Annotated in this window: 2 protein-coding genes; both read right to left on the bottom strand. The window is 56.4% G+C overall.

Features of this window, described 5'->3' with window-relative positions; all coding sequences use genetic code 11:
- Positions 1-191: 191 nt before the first annotated feature.
- Positions 192-7,736: a non-ribosomal peptide synthetase gene (locus tag JOE21_RS13925; RefSeq protein WP_309867385.1), complete on the bottom strand. Its 7,545-nt coding sequence runs from the start codon at positions 7,734-7,736 to the stop codon at positions 192-194.
- Between the two features lie 302 nt (positions 7,737-8,038).
- Positions 8,039-15,670 (bottom strand): non-ribosomal peptide synthetase, encoded by a 7,632-nt coding sequence (locus JOE21_RS13920; protein WP_309867384.1) that lies wholly within the window; start codon positions 15,668-15,670, stop codon positions 8,039-8,041.
- Between the last annotated feature and the right edge of the window lie 296 nt (positions 15,671-15,966).

Raw genomic sequence — 15,966 nt, 5'->3', positions numbered from 1 at the left:
ATCATTCATCCCCCGTACTCAAACTTCGCAAGTGACATGCCCCTTGCGTTTCGATATTCATTCTAGTCACCCAAAGTAAAATCGAAGTAAACAACGAACCAAATCGAAGCTAAAGTTGCAGCATAACAAAAAGCGCGCCGATTTCATTGGAAATCAGCGCGCCGCAAACGAATAAGAGATCCAAGTCATCGTCAGGGAGTGGAAACACGGCGAGGCAACCGGGCCAGATCACGCAGATGGTGAACATAACGGTCAGTCAACCGTCGCATGGTTTCTTCATGAAAACGGTGCCGATCATAGCGCAAGGTGAAGGTCAGCCGGTTACCCACCACGAACCCGTTGATGTCGATGGCATAAGGCCATGGCATATTCGGGTCGATCAATTCACCCACCGGCATAGTGGAAGAATCGACTTCCTCTTTGGCCAAGCCATTTCGAAATTCACCTAGATAATTGAACATCATCTCGGGTCGGAGGCGAACCGTCAACGGCCCCCGTTTGTCCGCATCGGTCAGGTATCGGAGGAGACTATACCCGACCCCTTTGTTTGGCGTTTGGTTTAAGGCTTTTTTCACACCGGAAACGATCGATTCCCACTCCTGTCCACCGGTATCGAGAAGGACAGGGAAGCTGGCGGTAAACCAGCCGACCGTACGGGTCACCTGGACCCCCTCCAACAAATCTTCACGTCCATGTCCTTCCAGATCAACGGCAATCCGATCCGCACCAGTCCACTCACGGACGGAGCGAGCCCACCCCGCCAGCAGCAAATCATTGATCTCCGCTCCGTATGCCGCCTTCTTCTCTCGCAACAACCGTGTCGTCTCTTTTTCACCCAAGGTAAAGTCCACCATCGCCATATCGTTGAAACACGGGGTTCCCTGCCTTTTCCGATCGGCAGGCAACGGACGGACTTCCTGGCACAACACACGAGTCCAGTAAGGCAGCTCCTTCTCCAAAAACGCCGGACTGTTGGCGTACTCCTGCAAAGCCGTGCTCCATCGCTGAAACGAACTGGTTTTGGCGGGAAGGAAAACGGGTTTCCCCTGTTCATCCTGTTCATAAGCCGTCTCGAAATCTTCCATCAGGATACGCCAGGAAACCGCATCCACCACCAGGTGGTGAATAATAACCAGCAGGTGGTCCCCTTCACCGGTCCGGAACAAACCGAGGCGGATCAACGGACCTTCCAGCTGCAAGCTGCGCTGCAACCGCTCCGCCTCTCTTCCGATTTGTTCCCTTGGGTCGGACGCCTGCGTACAATCATACTCTTCCATCGTAAATGCTTGTTCGGCGCTTTCCGTCCCCCGGTTGAACTGCTTCACCCGGCCCGCGTCACGCCGGAATACCATTCGCAGCGCATCATGATGGTGAACCAGCTTGTGGAACACGCGCTTCACCCTGTCCGCATCCCACCCCTGTTCATGATGCAGCATCACGGCTTGATTCCAATGCTTCGGATCATCCGTCAATCCGAACACCCAATGTTGAATCGGGGTGAGGGGAACTTCCCCTTCCACCGGGTCTTCGCCCTCCTCCTGCTGGAGCGGTTCCAACCGCCGGGCCAATTCGGCGATGGTCGGATGCTGAAACAAATCTTTCAGCCGCAGCCGCCATCCCTCTTGTCCCATGCGGGCGGCGGCTTGGATTCCTTTGATGGAATCCCCTCCGATTTCAAAGAAATGGTCTCGGATCCCCACCTTTTCCCGGGAAAGGACCTCCTCCCACACCCAGCACAACAAGGCTTCCTCCGGATTTCGCGGCCCTTCAAAAGGAATTTGCCGCAGCTGGAACCTGCCCGGTTCGGGTAAGGCGCGAAAATCCACTTTTCCATTCAGCGTCAAGGGAATCGACTCCACGTCGATCACATGAGCGGGAACCATATAACCCGGCAGTGAACGGGACAGGAATTCCCGGATTTCATCCACAAGTGCTCCCTTTGCGGAAACGATATAGGCGCATAATTCGGAATGGCCATTTTCTGGGAAACGCACCATCACGGCCGTCTCCTTTACATCGGGATGATCCGTCAGCCGGGCTTTGATTTCTCCCAATTCGACCCGATGCCCGCGAATTTTCACTTGATCGTCCATCCGTCCCATAAAGGCCAAGGAGCCATCAGGCAGCCGCCGCACCCAGTCGCCGGTGCGGTAAACCCTCTCTCCCGGTTTAAACGGATCCGGAACAAACCGTTCCGCCGTCAGCTCCGGCCGGTCCAGATAACCCAGTCCAACCCCATCCCCTCCAACCCATAACTCCCCGGGCACGCCCACAGGGCAGAGCTGCCCGTCCAGCCCCATTACATAGGCACGGGTATTGGCCAACGGTTTTCCAATCGTCACCGTTTCACCGGGTCGACAGCGGCCCATCGTGGCACAGACGGTGATCTCGGTGGGCCCATACGCATTGAAGAACCGGTGATTTTTCCCCCACCATTCCACCAGTTCCGGCGTGCAGGCTTCACCGCCGGTGACGATCACTTCCAGGTCGGGAAGCGGGACTCGAGGGATCGAACGCAGCAGGGAAGGCGGAAGCATCAAATGGGTGACGGCCGACTCCCGCAGCCAATCCGTAAACGTCCTCTCCAACACCGCCTCCCTCCCGCCCATCACAATCGTAGCTCCCGTGAGCAGGGGAGGAAACACTTCCCATACCGACGCATCGAAGCTGAACGATGCCAATTGCGTCGACCGGCTTCCCGGCTTCAGCCCCAGGTCGTCGGCCGCCAGGGACAGATTCTGCACACCCCGATGGTGAAGAAGGACCCCTTTGGGTCGACCGGTAGACCCTGACGTGTAAATGATGTAGGCGGGATCATCCGACGTGTTGACCGGTTCCAAGTTTGAGGCGTCGCCTTTGTCCCAATCGACCCCATCCAGCTCCAACCGCATCCCCCCGGATCCGCTCGGCAGGGACAGCCCCCGGTGAGTCAGCACCCAGCCTGCCCCGCTATCCTCCAACTGATAGCGGATCCGCTCACCAGGGTAAGCCGGATCGATGGGAACGTAGGCGCCACCCGCCTTCAGCACCGCCAGGATTGCCACAACCGTATCCGGTGAGGGAACCGTCATCAAAGCCACCCGGGAACCTCTGTGAACACCCCGGTCACGCAAGAGACGCGCCAACCGGTTCGCACGGTCATTCAGCTCCCGGTAGGTGAGCGTACCGGAAGCATGGATGATTGCTTCCCGTTCCCCATGGGCCTGCACCGCCTCCTCGAAACATTCTTGTATCGTGCGATGACGGGGATAGTCCCGGTCAGTCCGGTTCCAAGCAAGCAGGCGCTCTTTTTCAGCCGGTGTCACCAGTTGGATATCGGTCAATCTCGTGTCCGGCCGTTCCACCACCTGCCTCGAAATATGAAGGAAGTGGCGGACCATTCGATCGATCGTCTCCCGGGCAAAGAGGTGGCGGTTGTACTCCAGTGAAATCGCGAGGGTCTCTCCATCGGAAATTTCCCATGTCAGATCAAATTTGGCCTGGTTCCACTCCAGCTCCAGGGACGAAATGGACACCCCCGGCACATTCCAGACGGGGCGATCCATGTTTTGCAAACCGAACACCGTGTCAAAGAGCGGCTGACGGCTCATATCCCGTTGCAGTTCCAACCGGTCCAACAGTTCTTCCAACGGATATTCGGCGTGTTCATAGGCATCCAGCACATCCTGCCGCATGTCAGAGAGGAATTGGCGGAATGTCCGCTGCCCACGGGGACAGCCCCGAAGCGGGAGCATATTGACGAACATCCCCACCATCGATTCCAATCCCGGCCGAAACCGTCCGGAAATCGGGGAACCGACAAGGATATCCTCCTGTCCGGTGTATTTATGCAAAAGCGTTTGGTAAGCGGCCAACAGCGTCATAAACAGGGTTCCCCCTTCAGCCGCGGCCAGGGTGCGCAACCGGTCGGTCAGATCCCTGTCTATGGTGAAGGTGACACTTTCTCCTTCAAATCGCTGGATGGGGGGACGGGGAAAGTCCGTCGGCAAATCCAGTACAGGCAACTCTCCCTGCAATCGTTTGAACCAGTAGCTCTCTTTTTCCCGGAAGTCCCCGGAACGCCTCCACTCTTCTTGCCACACCGCATAATCTTTGTACTGCAACGGCGGGACCGGCAGCGTCTTTCCCCGGTACAGTTCCATCCATTCATGCAGAATCACGCCCATCGAGATTCCATCGATGATAATATGGTGAAAATCGAGAAAAATCCAATACCGTTCCTCCTCCACCTCTACCAAACCGGCACGAAACAACGGGGGACGGTCCAACGTAAACGGCTGGACAAACCGTTCCACCCATTCCGGCCATTCACCGCTTCCCGCCATCTCGACCCATTCTGCGCTCATCTGTTCGTGGATCCGCTGCTTGAGCTCGCCTTCCACCAAGTGAAAGGAAGTCCGGAGGATTTCATGTCGTTGGATCAGCTGCTCGAGAGCATCCCGGAGGCGTTTGACATCCAATTTCCCTTTCCACTCCAACGCCAGGGGGATGTTGTAGCTGGTACCCACATTCTCAAACTCCCGGATGACATACAGCCGTCTTTGTTCCGACGAAGCCGGAACCCATTTTCGTTCCCCCGTCGGCTGAATGAAAGCGGTGTCCGATGAACCGCGTTCCCGGATATAGGCTGCCAGCTCCTTGGGGGTCGGACGCAGGAAGATTTCCCGCAAGGGAACCGTTTTCCCCCATTCTTTTTGGATGCGGGCGGCCAACTGCGTGGCCTTCAAGGAATGGCCGCCCAGGTCCAGAAAGTGATCATGGATGCCGACAGACTTCACACCCAACACTTCCTGGTACACTCGTACCAGCATTTCTTCCGTGCGGTTGGTGGGAGGGGCGGATCGGGAAAGACCGGATACGCGCGGGGCGGGCAATGCCTTGCGGTCGATTTTTCCATTGGAAGTTAACGGCATGACGTCCAGCTCCATAAAATGAGCAGGAATCATATAGGCCGGCAGCGCCGTCCCCATATGGCCGCGCAGTTCCGCCACACTCCACGTTCCTCCAGCTACGAAATAGGCGATGAGGTCGGTCTCTCCCTGCACATCCTGGCGGGGGACCACGATTCCTTCCTGAACGTAGGGATGTTCCAACAGCCGACCGGTCACCTCGCCCAATTCGATCCGATGTCCGCGAATTTTTACCTGGTGGTCCTTCCTCCCCAGGTATTCCAGTTCGCCATCGGGCAGCCACCGGGCCAGATCTCCCGAACGATACATGCGTTTTTCGGGATCGAAGGGATCGAGGAGGAAACGCTCCTCCGTCCATTCCGGCCGGTTCAGGTAACCACGGGCCACTCCATCCCCGCTGACATACATTTCACCGGGAACCCCCATCGGCAACGGTTGGCCCCGTTCATCCAAGACATACACCTTTAAGGTGGGAATCGGCCTGCCGATATTGCTCACGTTGCTCTCTATCTCCCGCATCCCGATCTCTTTGTAGGTGACGTGGACAGTAGTCTCCGTAATGCCGTACATATTGATCAGTTGGGTGCCGGGATATTTGCGTTTCCACTGCGCCAGTTGGACGGGGGCTAAGGCCTCCCCTCCAAAAATCACTTTGCGGACAGAAAGCTCCGCACCCTCTGATGCGACCGCCTCATGGGCAAGCATGGAAAAAGCGGTGGGGGTTTGATTGAGAATCGTCACCTTTTCTTCCTTCAACAAGCGATAAAAGCGGTCGGGATCCTTGGCCACCCATTCCGGAACCACCACCAGCCGTCCGCCGTAGAGGAGCGCTCCGTATATTTCCCACACCGAAAAATCAAAACTGGTGGAGTGGAACAAACTCCACACGTCGCCAGCATGAAAATCGAACCGATTTCCGTCATGAAAAAGCAGCCGCACGACGTTGCGGTGTTCCACCATCACCCCTTTTGGCTTGCCTGTGGAACCGGATGTGTAGAGGATATAGGCTAAATCCCCGGATCGATTCACAGGGGACGGGTTTTCATCCGACTCCCGCTCTTCCCCGGCATCCATTAGAACCACCTTCCCCTTATATCCCGGCGGGGCGTCATCCGCGGAAGGAACCAGCAGCCACCCCGCAGCACTGTCCGCCAACAGATAACGGATCCGCTCGGAAGGATAAGTCGGATCGATGGGCAGATAAGCGCCGCCAGCCTTTAACACAGCCAACATCGCCACCACCATGTCGAGAGAGCGCGGAAACAGGATCCCCACAATCCCATCCGGACGGACCCCCTCCCTCCGCAACACATGGACAAGGCGGTTAGCCCGCGCATTCAACTGACGATAGGTCCATCTTTCCTCGTCACAGGTGACCGCCACCTGATCCGGTGTCCGTTTCACTTGCGCCTCAAACAAACCGTGGATGGTTTCCCCCGCGGGGTATCCGGCATCAGCTGGGTTGAACGTGTTTAGGACACGTTCTTTCCCCTCCCCATCCAGCACCTCTAAGGACCGAACGGGGAGATCCGGACGGGCAACCGCTTGTTTCATCAGATACTCCAGGTGGCAAAGGGTCTCCGTTACCAACCTGGCATCATACCCTTGCGGATCAAAACCAACATGAAGAGTCCAGCCGTTTTCTCCGGGCAGGACGACAAGATTGAAATCATAATTGCTGGGTTCAAAGGAGTCCCCTTCCTCGAACCGAAAACCCAAGGATTCGTGGTCGGACCATGCATCCTTGGATGACAGGTAATTTTCAAAGACCAGAATGTGGTTGACCGGTTGATCGACGGAGGAAACCCTTTGGATGTCCGCCAGGGAAATATACTCGTAGGATTTGGACTCCAGTGCGGATCGGTGCACCCTGCCCAGCAGCTCCGTGAACGTTTCTTCGGAGTGGGAAAGGGTTACTCTTACCGGTACTGTGTTGATGAACAATCCGACGATATGTTCTACGTCCCGCACTTGTGCCGGACGACCGGAGACGACCGAACCGAACACGACATCCTCGGTCTGGTTGTACCGCTGCAACAAAATCCCCCACAAGGTCTGAAAAACGGTATTCACCGTGGTTTGCTTTTCTCGGGCCAATCGGCTCAACCCATCCGTAAGAGCCGGATCCAACGGCCGAACGACTTCTTCCCAACGTTTTTCGGCACGGATCCGCCCCTGGGATCCCGGTAAAACCGAAGGAGATTCCCACCCCTTCAGGTACTCTTCCCAGTAACGAAGTCCTTCCCTATGATCCTGCTTTTGCAGCCAGCGGATGTACTCACTGTAGGGGGTGGCCCGGCCGCCATCGACGGGCTCTCCTTTCCGGTGACGACGGTACAGGGTAAACAGGTCCTGAAAGACGAGGGAAAGACACCAGCCATCCATCAAGATATGGTGAAAGGTCCAGATCAAACGGTACTCCTCAGGGGCTGTCCGCAGCAAAGACAGCCGGAAAAGAAGATCCCGGGCAAAGTCAAACTCTCTTTCCCGCTCCCGACGAACATGCCCATCCGCTTCGTGTTTTGCTTGCTCCGGATCCAACCCGGCGAGGTCCTCGTAATACAAGCCGGCGTCTCTTTGTTTTAACACCACCTGGAGCGGTTGTTTCAGCTTTTCATGGATAAATACCGTACGGAGGACATCATACTTGCCCACGATGTCCCGAAAGCTTTTCTCCAGGGCGGAGACATCCACCTCCCCGCGGAGGGTGGCGGTACCCTGAACCACATGCGTGTGGGCGCTCCCGTCTTTTAATGCGTGGAACAACATCCCTTTCTGCATGGGAGACAATTCATACATGTCCTTGATATTGCTTTTATCCAGCATCCATCCATCACCTCGGGCAAAAGGATGTTCGTGCCACCATCAGAAAACGTTGTTTCCGTAAATTGAGACACTCGGCCCCCGATTTTCCATCCCGCACTCTTTCCCTGTCGCAGATGAGGAAGTCCGTTCCGTCTCTTCCGGACACCACCGGCGGCCAAAAGAAAAGGTTGATGGCTGCTAGAGACTCCCCTGGGTAGCCGGTCAAAGGGGGCTACACCGTGCCGGTTCCCTTATAAAAGTGAACAGTCTGTCAGCAGCCTCATTCCGTATCTTTCAAATCAAGAGGGGGGGCGGAGGTTTCATCACTGTTTGGCCTTCAAAGCCTCCCATACATCATCCAGCTCCTCCAGGGTTAACGCTTGTGCGCTAAAATCGCTGGGTGTATGCTCCACATCCGCCCGACTCATACAATGGGAGACCATCGACTCCAGCTGCTTGCGGTACGATTCCAATAACCGTTCCATCGTTTCACGGCGATATTCCGAAGCCCGATAATGCAATGTCAGCGAGAGCCGTCCGTTCCTCACCATCCCGCTGAGCTCCAGGGAATGGGTGGTCGGAGAATCGGGACTCACCATTTCCCCTACCGGCATATCGGATAAAACGAACCCCTCGTTGTCTTCACCCTCGCTAAACTGTCCCAGATAGTTAAAACAAATCTGCGGACGAAGCCTGCCCTCCTCTCCCATCCGGGCACCATCGGCAGTCAGATAGCGCAGGATCCCGTAGCCGATTCCCTTGTTGGGAATGTGACGCAACGTCTCTTTTACGGATTTGATCGACCGGGACCAATCACCCGGTGTGATTTCCAGGACGATCGGATACAGAGAGGTAAACCAACCCACCGTCCGGGTGTGGTTAATCCCGGCGACGATCCCTTCCCGACCGTGCCCTTCCAGATCCAGCGCGACTCTCCTCTCCCCTGTCCAGTCACCGACAGCCATGGCCCAAGCGGTCAACAGTAAATCGTTCCCTTCCGTTTGAAAGGCGCGATGGGCATCCGACAGCAACAGGCGGGTCGTCTCTTCCTCCACCTCGACGGTCAACGCTCCGGCTCCGGTCTGTCCGGTCCTCTCACGGGGGAGCGGAGCCGCTTTCGTGCGGGTGATTTCATCCCAAACCGCTCTCTCCTCCGCCAGGGACGAGGTGCTCGCAACCTCTTCCAACCCCCGGCTCCAGGCCAGATAGGAGGAGGTTTTCTGCGAGAGATTGACCGCATCACCCGTGGACAACTGCCGATAAACCGTTTCCAGATCCTCCAACAGGATCCGCCAGGACACCCCGTCCACCACCAAGTGGTGAATGACGATCAACAGATGATCTCCTTCTTCCGTCCGGAACAAGGCGAGACGGACCAACGGTCCCCGGTTGATGTCCAAGCCCCGCTGAATTCGGTCCGCTTCCCGTCGGATTTGGTCCCGTACGGAGTTCGCTTTCCGGCAATCGATCACATCCAGGGTGAAGACCTCCGCATCGCTCCCCCGATTAACCTGAACCATCCGTTCCCCTTCTTTTTGGAAAATCATACGCAGGGCGTCATGGTGTGCCGCCAGTTGACGAAATGCTGCCCGCACCCGCTCTTCGTCCCAGCCGGCGGGGTGCTTCAGCATCACGGCCTGGTTCCAGTGATGGGGATTGGACTCGTACCAGTGAAAAAACCATTGTTGGATCGGGGTAAGCGGTGCTTTTCCTTCCACCGGGCCCTCGTCGGCGATCCAGTCGGTCCGGCGCATCAGCGGGGCCACTTCACGGATGGTGGGATGTTTGAACAAATCGTTCCACTCCAATTGCCACCCCTTCCGATTTAACCGGGCCAAGATGTGGATCGCTTTGATGGAATCCCCGCCCCACTCAAAGAAATTGTCCAACGTCCCGATCCGCTCCACTCCGAGCACGTTCTGCCAGACTTCAACCAAAAGTTTTTCCGCCGCAGTCGCAGGCGGAACAAACGCCTGCTCCGTCTTCGCAACGCCAGGCTCCGGCAATGCGCGGCGGTCCAGCTTCCCGTTCGGATTCAACGGAAGCGCCTCCACTTCGACAAAATGGGCCGGAATCATATAATCCGGCAGCGACTCCGCCATATGCCGACGCAGCTCCGACACTTGCCACTCTCCTGCCGCCACCAGATAAGCACATAAGGAGTGGGAGACGTCCCCGTCCTGACGGGCAATCACCGCTCCGTCTCTCACTGCGGGATGTTGCAGCAGCCGGCCTGTCACCTCATCCAATTCGATCCGGTGGCCTCTGATTTTCACCTGGTGATCGATTCTTCCGAGGAACTGGATGTTTCCATCCTCATTCCACCGGGCCAAATCCCCTGTCCGGTACATGATTTCACCGGGAGCAAAGGGGGCTGGCACAAACTTTTCCGCGGTCAAATCGTCCCGGTTGATGTATCCCCTCGCCAGGCAGACACCGGCAATACATAATTCACCCGGAACCCCTACGGGCTGCAGTCGGTCCCGGCGATCCACGATGTACAGGCGCACATTCTGGATCGGCTTTCCGATGGGAACCACGCTCAGTTCCGTATCAGGCGGACAGTCGAAATAAGAAACATCGACGGTGGCCTCCGTCGGTCCATACAAGTTGTACAGCCGGGTTTGACCCTTTCTGCCCAGTGTCTGGTGAAAGCGCCGGACCTGTGCGGGCATCAACGCTTCCCCGCTGGTGAAGATGCGTTTTAAACCGTGCCAATCATCCCGATCCCCGTGTTGTTCCACTTCATCCAAAAAGGGCGTAAACATCGAGGGGACAAAGTGAAGGGTCGTCACTCCATAATGAGAAATGGCTTTTCGGATCGCCCCGGGAGATTTTTCCGCTCCGGGGGGAAGCAGCACGAGCCGGGCTCCCGCGAAGAACCAGAGAAACAACTCCCAGACGGAGACGTCAAACACATGGGGTGTTTTTTGCAGCAACACGTCTTCCTCGGTGATCCCGTAAGCTTCGGCCATCCACTCCAAGCGATTCAACACCGAGTGGTGTTCCACCATCACTCCTTTGGGCTTTCCGGTGGAACCGGAAGTGTACAGCACATATGCGAGATCCCGAGAGGTGGCCATCGATTTGAAGCCGCTCCCGCCCGGTGCTGCCTGTTCCGCATCGGAAATGGCGCAGGCATGAGCCGCAATGGATCGGGCCTGCTCAAACAGGCGGTCTTGGGCCAAAACGAGGGACGCTCCGCTGTTTTCTACCATGTAGGACATCCGTTCCACGGGAAAATCGGGAGAAATGGGCATATAAGCCCCACCGGCTTTTAAGATCCCCAGCATTCCTACCATCATCTCCACGGAACGCTCCACCAGCAGTCCCACCACCTGATTGGGTCCGATTCCCTTATCACGCAGGTACCATGCCAACCGGTCGGCCCGTTCGTTCAGGTCCCGATAGGTGAGGGTGTCCCCTTCCGCCACCAGCGCCACCCGGTCGGGAATACGCATCACCTGTTCTTCCAGCATGCCGTGGATGGTCTGATCCCGGCGGTAGTCGGCAGCCGTATCATTGAAAACTTCTAAGATCTGAGTCCGCTCTTCCTCGGTGATCCACTCCATTTCCGACAAGGGCCGGTCCGGATGCTCCACCGCTTGGGTCAGGATCCGACGGAAGTGACGGCCCATCCGTTCCACCGTTTCTTCCTTAAACAGGTGTGTGTTGTATTCCACCAGCACCCGTGGCTGTTCCCCGTCTTGGATATACCAGGTCATATCAAACTTGGCCGTACCCCACTCGGGATCGCGGGGACGGACTGTCAAACCGGATAAACGCCATTTCACAGGAAGGGAGTCCCAAACAAACAGCGTGTCAAACAAGGGATGGCGGCTGGTATCCCGTGGCAGATTCAGTTTTTCCACCAAGTCCTCAAAGGGAAAATCTCCGTGTTCCACGCTTTCCAGAAGAACGGCGGTACATTGTTTCAGATATTCGGAAAACGATTCTTCCTCGGCCAGGTGGCTTTTCAGCGGCAGCAAGTTGACAAACATCCCCACCGTCGATTCCAGATCGGCATGGGACCGGCCCGCCACCGGTGTACCGACGGTCACCTCTTCTTGCCCCGCATATCGCGACAGCAGGATTTTGTATGCGGCCAACATCACCAGAAAGCGCGTCGTTTTCCGATCCAAGGAGAGATCCGTTAACCGGTCCGCCAGCCGCGGATCCAACCGAAAGGTATGCACACGCCCTTCATGGGTCCGTACCGGCGGACGGGGGTGATCGGTGGGGAATGGCAGGGGCTTGGGACCATCTGAAAAACGTTCCAGCCAAAAACGTTCCTGCTTTTCCCACCATCGGCTGGAGCGCATCTGCTGTTGCCAGACGGCAAAATCCTTGTATTGAATGCGCAGGGCGGGAAGCGACTTCCCTTCATAGAGAGAAGCCAATTCCTTGGTCACGATCTCCATGGAAACCCCATCGGCAATAATGTGGTGCATGTCCAAGAGCAGCCAATGACGGTCGGGAGCCAGGCGCAGTAAACGCGCCCGGAACAGAGGAGCCGAATCGAGGGAGAACGGCTGGATGAAGCGGCGGGCTTGCTCTTCGGCCTCGGCTTCCGTCACCTCCACACACGCCAATGCAAAGGGAACTTCCGGATGGATACGCTGTTTTAGTTCTCCTTCACGGAAATGAAACGAGGTACGGAAGGAATCATGGCGTTTGACCAGTTCCGCCAGGGCTCCGTTCAGCCGTTTCACGTCTAATTCCCCTTCCATCTCCAGCACGGTCGGGATATGGTAGGCCATATCGGCCCCTTCCATCTGTTGAACGACCATCATCCGTTTCTGTGCGGAGGAAACCGGATAGTCGGCTTGTCCCTCAACCGGTTGGATCGGGCGGAAATCACTCTTCTGCGTCATTCGGATCCAATCCGCCATTTTCCGTAGGGTTCGGCGGCCGAAGATCTCACGGAGAGGAATCTCCACCTGCCAGTGTTGATGAATGCGGGACACCAGCTTCATCGCCGACAGAGAATGGCCGCCCAGGTGGAAGAAGTCATCTTCCATCCCAAACCCGTCCGACCCCAACACCTCCCGCCAGATCGCAGCCAGCTCCTCTTCCGTCCGGTTGGCAGGGGGATGGGACGACCGCCTACGATCCCATTCACCCCGGGGTGCCGGCAGCGACTGCCTGTCCACTTTTCCTCCCGTGGTGAGAGGAATCGTATCCAATTCTATAAAATAGGACGGAATCATATATTCGGGCAGCTCCCCTGCGAGATACTCCCGCAGATCGTCCACGGACCAGACGCTTTCCGTCACGATATACGCACACAGACTCGCCGGCTCGTCTCCATCCCGGATCACTGTCACCACCCCGTCCTTCACATGAGGGTGGGCCGTCAACCGTGCTTCGATCTCGCCCAACTCAATCCGATGGCCCCGTATTTTCACCTGATGATCCATGCGGCCGAGGTACTCCAGATTCCCGTCGGGAAGAAAGCGGACCCTATCACCGGTTTTGTACATCCGTTCTCCCGGTACAAAGGGGTTGTCCACAAACCGCTTTTCCGTCCATTCCGGCCGGTTCCAATATCCCCGCGCCAGCCCGTCGCCTCCGATACACAGTTCCCCCGGAACTCCGATGGGCATGAGGTGGTGATTGGAGTCCAGCACATACACGCTTTTATTGGCGACCGGCCGGCCAATCGAAGGCTTCTTCCCATCGGGGGAACAGACCCCCAGTGTGGCGTCCACTGTGGTCTCCGTCGGTCCGTATGCATTGATAAACATCCGATCCCTTCCCCAGATTCGAACCAGATCGGCGGATAATTCCTCGCCTCCGGTACTGATCAATTCCAGGTCGGGCAAGTCGCCTTCAGGAAGCTCCCGCAGCAATGTCGGCGGAATAAAGGGAATGGTTGTAATGCGGTTGTCACGCAGCCATCGAATGAAGGCATGTCCGGATAAGAGCGTCTCTCTTTCTACCATATAAAGTGTCGCTCCGTGAAAGAGAGTACAAAAAAGTTCGCTGACGGATGCGTCGAAACTAAAAGAGGCACACTGGGACACCCGGCTCTCGGGCCGGATCGCATACAGGGGAGCCGTCGAGGCGAGTCCGCACACGGAACGGTGTTCAATCATGACGCCTTTGGGCTTTCCGGTGGAACCGGAGGTATAAATCATATAGGCCAAATCACCCGGCCCGTTAACGGATTCCAGATCTTCGCCGCACCCTTCGGGTTGATCCACCGGTACCCGGACACCCGAAAAGGAGAGATCCTCTCCCAGCCCTTCCCCCACGACCAACACCCGGACACCGCTGTCTTGCAACAGGGTTTGCATTCGCTCGACGGGAGTGTCGGGATCCAGCGGAACATAGGCTCCCCCGGCCTTTAACACTGCCAGGATCGCCACTACCATTTTGGGGGAACGATCACACAGCACTCCGACGAATTCTTCCCGCTTGACTCCTTCCTCCCGCAATTTACGGGCCAGCCGATTGGCCCGTTTATTCCACTCACCATAATCGATTCTCTCTTCCCCCATAACCACCGCCAACCGCTGTGGGTGCTTCCGGACCCGCTCTTCCAACCAGCCATGGATGGTCTGATTCCGGGGATCATCGGTTTTCGTACGGTTCCAGTCGGACAGAAGACGCTTTCGTTCCTTTCCCTCAACGACTTCAATCGATTGGAGCGGAAAATCGGGTGTCTTCAGCACCGCATCAACCAGAACATGGAAATGATTCGGGATGTTTTTGATAAAGTCGGCAGCGTGAACACCGGGGTCGAAGGATAAGACCACTTCCCACTCTTCTCCCGGATACACGGTCACGTCGAAATCGTAATGGGTCTGTTCAAACGCTTCCAGGCTGGTAATCCGAAAGCCCGTATCATTTCCGGCTCCCCATTCCTCCGGGCTTACGGGGTAATTTTCAAAGACGACAACATGGTCGATCCACTCCCGTCCCGCAGCCGCCGCCGGCTGGATGTCCGCAAGGGATACATAATCATGGGAGGTGGATTCCAGCGCATCATCCCGAACACGCTGCAATACGTCGAGAAAGGATTCCCCCTCCCCGGTTTTGACGCGGACCGGGATGGTGTTGATAAACAAACCCACCATCTTCTCCACATCGGGTAAGTCCGCCGGACGACCCGACACAACGGATCCAAACAGGATATCGCGGGTATCTTGGTATTTTTGCAGTAAAACACCCCACAGGGTCTGAAAGGCGGTGGAGGCGGTCGCTCCGTGTGAACGCGCCAGCGCTTCCAGTTGTCGGGTCCTTTCCCCGGAAAGGCGAAACTTCACTTTTTCATGCATACCGGCCGCTTTCGGCTGGAAGCAGGTAGCGGGCAAGCCGCTCCCTCCTTCCCACCCGTCCAATCGCTTTCGCCAAAACCGCTTCGCCTCTTCTACATCCTGCTGGAGCAACCAACGGATATAGCGGCTGTAGGGGACCCCTTTTTCCGCCGCCCCGACTCTGCCGCACAGCCGCTCTTGGTAAGCCTCCAGCCATTCCGGGACTAACAGACCGAGACACCAACCGTCCAGCAGAATATGGTGATGGCTCCACACCAACGCATACTCGTCGCCGCTGAGACGGATCCAAGCAAACCGGATCAGCGGTTCCTTTTCCAAATCAAAGCCCTTTTCCCGGTCTTTGCGCCGATACTCCTGAAGCCATGCCGAACGTGCATCGGGACCCGCATCGGACCAATCGAATCGCTCCAGGGGTACCGGTCGCTTTTTCCATACCACCTGCATCGGTTGAGAGAAGTTTTTATGAATGAAATTGGTCCGGAGAATCTCGTATCTCTCAACCAATTCATTCAGGCTTTCTTCCAAAACATCCGGATCAACCACCCCTTGTAAATAAAAGGTGGTCTGTTCAAAGTAACTGCGGGAATCCGGCTCTTTCAAATGATGATACAAAATGCCCTTTTGAAGGGGAGAGAGCTCATACAAGTCCTGAATATTGTTTTTGTTCATCATCCACCCGCACACCTCATTTCTTATATCGTTCCCCATCAGGTAACCGTTTTTCTCGGCCTTCACGGACAAGTCGTCGGCTTGGTTTTCCGTCCTCGCTCCATGCACTCACAAAGCACCAGTCTCGCCTTGGTCCCTTTGCGTTCCCAGGTCTCTTATGCGTGGCTAGTACTACAGTTGCATTTGTACGAAGAGTATATATGAACGTAGGTCGGTCGGGCTGGTGGGCTGTCTTCGATCTCTTGCAAAAAGCGCAAAGGATCGCAGCCATCCCACCACCCTCCCTTCTCACATCTGCG

Source organism: Desmospora profundinema (assembly GCF_031454155.1).
Taxonomy (GTDB): Bacteria; Bacillota; Bacilli; order Thermoactinomycetales; family DSM-45169; genus Desmospora; species Desmospora profundinema.
The sequence above is the reverse complement of the archived record's forward strand: the minus strand, read 5'-3'. Positions and strand labels throughout refer to the sequence as shown.